The organism is Streptomonospora wellingtoniae (genome assembly GCF_031845375.1).
GTDB classification, from domain to species: domain Bacteria; phylum Actinomycetota; class Actinomycetes; order Streptosporangiales; family Streptosporangiaceae; genus Streptomonospora; species Streptomonospora wellingtoniae.
In genome coordinates, this window is record NZ_JAVREK010000003.1 from 348,367 (window position 1) to 355,464 (window position 7,098).

General features: G+C 73.4%; 3 protein-coding genes. All 3 read left to right on the top strand.

Annotation, left to right across the window (positions count from 1 at the left end):
• Positions 1-55: 55 nt before the first annotated feature.
• The 3 genes from hisS to RM446_RS05110 all read left to right on the top strand — a co-directional run bounded on the left by hisS (position 56) and on the right by RM446_RS05110 (position 6,782).
• On the top strand, positions 56-1,372 hold the full coding sequence (gene hisS / locus RM446_RS05100; protein ID WP_311543930.1) for a histidine--tRNA ligase: 1,317 nt from the start codon (positions 56-58) through the stop codon (positions 1,370-1,372).
• A 240-nt stretch (positions 1,373-1,612) separates the two neighbouring features.
• Positions 1,613-4,045 carry an ATP-binding protein gene (locus RM446_RS05105; RefSeq protein ID WP_311543931.1) on the top strand — a complete coding sequence of 811 codons (2,433 nt, stop codon included), beginning with the start codon at positions 1,613-1,615 and terminating at the stop codon, positions 4,043-4,045.
• A 214-nt stretch (positions 4,046-4,259) separates the two neighbouring features.
• The gene (locus RM446_RS05110; RefSeq protein ID WP_311543932.1) at positions 4,260-6,782 is read left to right on the top strand and encodes an ATP-binding protein; all 2,523 of its coding nucleotides are present in this window, start codon (positions 4,260-4,262) and stop codon (positions 6,780-6,782) included.
• Positions 6,783-7,098 lie beyond the last annotated feature (316 nt).

Here is a 7,098-nt window from a genome sequence, read left to right on the forward strand (position 1 = left end):
GAGGGCCTACCATTGAGCTGATCCCACTACCGGCCGCAAGGAGCCACCCGAACCCATGTCCGACCAGCGCGTCCTCCGCCCGACACCCATCAGCGGCTTCCCCGAGTGGTCGCCGGAGATCCGGTCCGTGGAGCAGGCCTGGCTGGACCATATCCGCACCGGGTTCGAGCGCTACGGCTTCGCCTCGGTCGAGACCCCGTCGGTGGAGGCCCTCGACGTGCTGATGGCCAAGGGCGAGACCTCGCAGGAGGTCTACACCCTGCACCGGCTGCAGGAGGACGCCGAGGACGGCTCCGACGCCCGGCTGGGGCTGCACTTCGACCTGACCGTGCCGTTCGCGCGCTACGCGGCCCAGCACTTCAACGAGCTGACGTTCCCGTTCAAGCGCTACCAGATGCAGCGCGTGTGGCGCGGAGAGCGCCCGCAGGAGGGCCGCTACCGCGAGTTCACCCAGTGCGACATCGACGTGATCAACGTCGACCGGGTGCCGCTGCACTTCGACGCCGAGCTTCCGCGCATCGTCCACGAGGTCCTCACCGGGCTCGACCTGCCGGCCTGGACCGTCAACGTGAACAACCGCAAGGTGCTGCAGGGCTTCTACGAGGGCCTGGGAATCGCCGACCCGATCGCGGTCATCCGCGCCGTGGACAAGCTGCACAAGGTCGGCGCCGACGGCGTGCGCGCGATCCTGGTGGAGCAGGCGGGCCTGAGCGGGGAGCAGGCGGCGGCCTGCCTGGAGCTCGCCTCGGTCAAGGGCGCCGACGCCTCAGTGGTGACCGAGGTCAAGCGGCTGGGCGTGCAGTCCGCTCTGCTGGAGGAGGGCCTGGAGGAGCTCGGCTTCGTCCTGGACTCGCTGGCCGACCTGCCCGCGGGCAGCGTGGTGGCCGACCTGTCCGTCGCGCGCGGGCTGGACTACTACACCGGCACGGTCTACGAGGCCTCCTTCGACGACGATCCCGGCTACGGCAGCATCTGCGCGGGCGGCCGCTACGAGGACCTGGCCGGGCAGTTCATCCGGCGGCGCCTGCCGGGCGTGGGCATCTCCATCGGGCTGACGCGCATCTTCGCCAAGCTCGTGGCCGAGGGCCGCATCGCGCCCGGGCGCTCCTGCCCCACCGACGTGCTCGTGGCGGTGCCCTCGGCCGAGCGCCGCAGCGAGGCGCTGCGCACCGGCGCGCTGCTGCGCGGGCGCGGCATCAACACCGAGGTGTTCCACCAGGCGGCCAAGATCGGCAAGCAGATCCAGTACGCCTCGCGCAAGGGCATCCCCTACGTCTGGTTCCCCCCGTTCGAAGACGGCCGGGACCACGAGGTGAAGGACCTCGGCAGCGGCGATCAGGACACCGCCGACCCCGCCCGGTGGCGCCCCTGACCGGGCCGGCGCCGATGAGCTGACGAGGCGCTGAGGAGTCGGGGAGCGCTCCCCCGACGCCGCCCGGTAGCACCGCCGGGCGGCTTATGCGCGCCTGTTCACCGGCTGTGCCGGAACCGGCCATTCCCAAGACAGGCACCCACCCGCGTGCAAGACTGCTGAGCACGGCCGACGCCAGCGTGGGTGCTTCCGCGCGCCCCGGCGCGGCTACGACGACGCGGACGCCTAGTGGACGAGGCCATGACCACCCCGCGCCCTTCCCCGCCCCGCGCGGCCGGCGAACTCATCGGCCGCGAGCGCGACGTCGCCGACCTCTGCAGGGTCGTCGGCGGCAACCGGCTTGTCTCACTCACCGGCAGCGGCGGAATGGGAAAGACCCGCTTGGCCGTGCGGGTCAGCGAACTGGCGGAGCCGCGCTTCGCCGACGGCGTCCGCTTCGCCGACCTCGGCGAGACTGCCTCTCCCGACCAGGTGGTCCGTGCCGTGGCCCGCTCGCTGCGGGTACTGGAGAACAGCGAGAAGCCGCCACTCGACGCCCTTATCACCGACCTGCGCGACAAGCGCGCGCTGGTGCTGCTCGACACCTGCGAGCGCGCGGTTGCGCCGCTGGCGGACCTGTGCCGCCAGGTTCTCGCCGCCTGCCCGGGAGTGCACATCCTGGCGACCAGCCGCCAGCCGCTGCGCGTGCCCGGTGAGACCGTATGGCGCGTGCCCCCGCTGTCGCTGCCGCCGCCGCGGCTCCGCGAGGACGGCACCCACGCGCGGCCCGCACCGCCCGAGCACGCCCGGCGCTACGAGGCGGTGCGCCTCTTCGCCGCCCGCGCGCAGCAGGCCCGCCCCGGTTTCGGCTTGACCGCCGAGAACACCGACGACATCGCCAAGATCTGCCGGATGCTCGACGGAGTGCCGCTGGCCATCGAACTCGCCGCGGCCCGGGTGCGGATGCTTTCCGTCCAGCAGATCCTCAACCGCCTCGACGACCGCTTCCGGCTGCTGGTCGCGGCGGGCGACGCACTGCCCGCTCGGCAGCGGACGCTGCGCGCGGTCCTGGAGTGGAGCCACGACCTGCTCAGCCACCCCGAACAGGTGCTGCTGCGCCGACTCACCGTGTTCGGCAGCTGGAACCTGGAGCAGGCCGAGAAGGTGTGCGGGCACGGCGGCGTCGATCCCGGCGACGTGCTGGAACTGCTGTCCTCGCTGCAGGAGAAGTCGCTGGTCGTACTCGACACCGAACTCGGCGGCGCCGTCTACTACCGGCTGCCCGAATCCGTGCGCGCCTACGCCGCCGAGCGGCTCGCCGACGCCGGTGAGGAGGAGGACTGCTGGCAGCGCTGCCTGGACGAGGCGGTCGGCCGGGCGGAGGCGATGGCCGCCGCGATCGCCCGGCCGCTGCCCTGGGCGCGGCGGCTGGAGCTGCTGTACCTGCTCGACCACCACCGCGAGAACACCGCCCGCCTGCTCACCTGGGCGCAGCGCAACGGCCGCGCCGAAGCGGGGCTGCGCCTGTGCGTGGCCCTGCGCCCCTACTGGTTCGCGCGCGGGCTGTTCGTCGACGGTACCCGGTCGCTGCGTCAGCTGCTGTGGATCTCCCCCGAGTCCCAGCCGGCCCGGGTACGCGCCCGCGCGCTCGCCGTGCACGCAGAGCTGTGCCTGGAGGTCGAGGGCGCGGGCACCGCGGCCTCCATCGCCGCCTCCGCACTGGAGAACGCACGCGAATGCGACGACACCCCGGCCGAGGCCGTCGCCTTGGGAGTCCTGGCCGCGGCGGCGCTGCGCACGGGCGAGGACGGCGCCTCCACCGGCCACGCGCACATGGCGCTGGCTGCCGCCGAGCAGGCGGGCGACCACTTCACCGAGGTCTACGCGCTGGGCACGCTCGGGCGGCTGGCCCGCAGGCGCGGCGACACCAGCATCGCCGAGGAGTACCTCTACCGCAGTGTCGCCGCGGGCGAGCGCCTGGACGACCGCTGGTGCGTGGCGCGCTGCCTCCAAGGGCTGGGCGTGCTCGCCACCCAGCGCGGCGAACTCGATACCGCGGCGCGCCTGCTCGACCGCGCGCTGCGGATACTCACCGAGATGGGCGTGGCGCCCCAGACCGCCCGCTGCTCGGCGTCCATGGGCTATCTGGAACTGGCGCGCGGCGACATCTCCGGCGCGCGGCGCCTGTTCTCGGGCGCCCTGCGCATCAGCTCAGCGGCAGGCCGGCGCGGCGCGATGGCGCGGGCGCTGGAGGCGCTGGCCGAGCTCGCGCTCACCGAGGAGCAGCCCGAGCGCGCGGCGTCGCTGGCCGGCGTCGCCGCCCGGCTTTACACGGCACTGCAGCAGCCCTCTCCGCGCGCCGAGCGCCTCTACCGGAAGGCAGAGCACATCCTGCCGAGCGACGTCGCGGACAAGGCGTGGAAGGCCTGGCGCGCGCTGTCGCTGGACCACGTGGTCGAGCAGGCCGTCTCCTTCCCCGCGCCGCGCCGGCCGCTGCCCTCGCTGCTGACGCGCCGTGAACGCGAGATCGCCGTGCTGGTGGGCGAGTCGATGTCCAACCGACAGATCGCCGACCATCTCACCATCAGCCAGGCGACCGTCGCCCGCCACGTGGCCAACATCTTCCGCAAGCTGCTGATCACCTCGCGTGCGCAGCTCGCGGCGTGGGTGGAGGAGCACGGACTGGAGCGCTGAGCCGCTCCCGGCGCCCGCCCCGCGCCCGTCTCCGGCGCCGCCACCTGCACGAAGGGATCGCCGCGGAGCCGATTCCGCCGTATCGCTTGCATACCGAGAGTGCACCTAATAGGACAGAGCCCAAGGCACGAGCACGCACGACCTCCTACCCCAATCCGCCTTACCTCCAGGCAAGGTGAGCGCGGCCCCCCGAACCGCCTACTGCGTGAAGGCCATGGCAACTCAGACCGCGCCCGCGCGGCAGAACCTCCCCGTTGAATCCGACAGCCTCATCGGCCGCGACCGCGATCTGAGCGAACTGCTCAGGCTGCTGGAAACCGATCGCGTGCTCACGCTCACCGGCGCAAGTGGGATCGGCAAGACCCGGCTCGCCCTGCGCCTGGCCGCCCAGGCCACAGCGTCCTTCCGCGATGGCGTGTGGCTGGCGGCGCTCGCCGACGTCTCCACCCGCGCCGAGGTCGCCGCCCGGCTCTGCGGCGCGCTGGGCGTCATGGAGGAGGGCCGCCGCGATCCGCTGGAGACCGTCGGCGACGCGCTGCGCGGGCGCAGCCTGCTGCTGGTGTTCGACGGGATCGACGGTGTGGCCGACCACGTGGCCGAGATCGCCGGGGCGCTGGCAACCTCCTGCCCTTCGGTGTCGCTGCTGGTGACGGGGCGCGAACCGCTCCGCGTAGGACGCGAGACCGTGTGGCGGGTTCCTCCGCTGCCCGTCCGGGCCCCCGCCGACGGCGCCGAGCCCGCAGCCGACTGCGCGGTGCGGCTGTTCCTGGAGCGGGCGCGCGCCGCGGTCCCCGACTACGCCTCCTCCCCCGCGGAGCTGGCCGCCGTGAACCGCATCTGCCGCAGGGTGGACGGTGTACCGCTGGCCGTGGAGCTGGCCGCCGCATGGGCGGGGCGCGTCGACGCCGCCGGCATCGACGCGGGACTGGCCGCGGCGCTTGAGGGCGCCGGAGCCGGCGCGGATCGCAACGGCGCGCCGCGCTCCCTGGTGCTCGACGCGGTGGTGGGTTGGAGCCACTCGCTGCTGAGCATGCCCGAGCGCGTCCTGCTGCGCCGACTCTCGGTCTTTCCGAACTGGTGCCTGGAGCTGGCCGAGAGCGTCTGCGCCGAGGAGCCGCTGCTGGCCGAGAACGACGTGCTCGACCTCCTCTCGGCGCTGCTTGACCGCTCACTGATCACGCTGACCGGCGAGCACCTGAACCGGGTGCGCTACCGGCTGCCCGCTCCCGTGCGCGAGCATGCCCGCGAGCGGCTGGCCGAGGCGGGTGAGGACGAGCGCATTCGCGCCCGCCACACGTCCCGCATGCTGGCGGTCGCCGAGGACCTCGGCCGCATCGCGCAGTCGAGCCGGGCGATGCCGTGGCGGGAGCGGTTCGCCTACTGGGACCGGGCGGCCTCGGAGTACGACAACATCCGTGCCGCCCTGCACTGGTCGGTGCGCAACGGCCGGGTGCGCGACGGGCTGCGGCTGTGCGCCGGGATGCGGCCGCTGTGGTTCACCTCCTGCCAGTTCGCCGAGGGCGAGGAGTGGTACGCGGCGTTCCTGTCGGCGGCAGAGGCGGATCCGGACGGGCCGGCGGCCGGCGCCGAGCCGGAGGACGGCGGCCCGGCCGTCGGCGCGCTGCGCGGCCGAGTCCTGGTCTACCTGGCCGAGCTCGCCTGGCCGCGGAAGCGATTCGACGAGACCGCCGCGATGGCGCGCGCCGGTGCGGACCTCTGCCGCGCGGCGGAGGACTGGACCACGGCCTGCTTGGCTGAGAACCTCCTCGCGCTGATCGCCGGCGTCCGCGGCGACGCCGGGGCCGCCCGCCGGCACGTGGCCGGCGTGCTGGAGCTGGCACGCTCCACGGGCGACCTGTGGAACGAGGCCTTCGCGCTCAACTTGCAGGGGTCGATGGCGGCTCGCGACGGCTCCTTCGCCGAGGCCGACACGCGGTTCAACACCTCGCTGATGATCATGCGCGGCATGGACCACCGCTGGGGTGTGGGCTCCACGCTGATGGCCCACGGCGCGGCCGCCGAAGCGCACGGCGATGTGCAGACCGCCGACCGCTGCTACCGCGAGGCGATGGACATCCACCGCACCATCGGCGCCGCGGCTGAGCTGGCGGCGTGCCTCGCTGGCGTCGGCCGCGTCGCCCGTCGGTTGGGGTCGGTCACCCAGGCCTGCGACTACCTCGGCGAGAGCCTGCATCTCTGCCACACCACCGGCCAGCGCGGCGGGCTGGCCGAGACGCTGGCCTCGATCGCCGGCGTGGCCGACCAGCAGGGGATGCGCGAGGAGGCGGCCCGGTGCGCGGGCGCGGCCTCGGCGCTGCTGGAGTCCAGCGGCTGGTCCGGCTTCGGCTCGCCGCGCTTCCCGCTGGCGGTCGACGTCACGGGGATCGACTGCGGAGGGGAGCTCCGCTCTTCATGGGAGGAGGGCCGCCGACTCGGTGTCGAGGACGCGGTGGACCTGGCCGCCGGAATCGCCGACTCCGGGCGCCTGCCCCGGCCCCGCCCGGCGCCCGCCCCGCTCTCCGCACCGCCGAAGAAGGCCCTGACCCGCCGCGAGCGCGAGATCGCCCGGCTCGTCGGCGAGGAGTGCAGCAACCGCACCATCTCCGAGCGGCTGGTCATCGCGCCGGCCACCGTCGCGCGCCACCTGGCCAACATCAACCGCAAGATGGGCTTCAACTCGCGCACGCAGATCGCCCAGTGGGTCACTCGGCATTCGGGCCGCACCGACCGCGGCTGACCAGGACCGCCGCTCCTACATCCGGAAAACCGGAAACTACATATGCACGTGCACACGTTTATGCATGTGCAAACGCGCGGTAAAACGCTAGAGTCGGAGACATGGGATCGCGCCCAGGGCACAAAGCCCCTAGCGGGCGGTGCGGACGCGACTCCGAGCTCCCGGAGCTGCTCCGGGATGCCGCGCAGGCCGCGCCGGTGGCAGGCCCGACCAGAGCCCCGCTTCGTGCCGATCGGGGGCGATGGAGCGGGACACCGGCCGCGATCTCCGCGGCGACGCTGGAACCGTGCGGTGTCGTGGGCGCGCAGAGGGGAGG

Bases quoted from the DNA above. Each gene is read 5' to 3' on its own strand.
- hisS (WP_311543930.1), top strand. From the start codon at position 56: ATGTCCGACCAGCGCGTCCTCCGCCCGACACCCATCAGCGGCTTCCCC.
- RM446_RS05105 (WP_311543931.1), top strand. From the start codon at position 1,613: ATGACCACCCCGCGCCCTTCCCCGCCCCGCGCGGCCGGCGAACTCATC.
- RM446_RS05110 (WP_311543932.1), top strand. From the start codon at position 4,260: ATGGCAACTCAGACCGCGCCCGCGCGGCAGAACCTCCCCGTTGAATCC.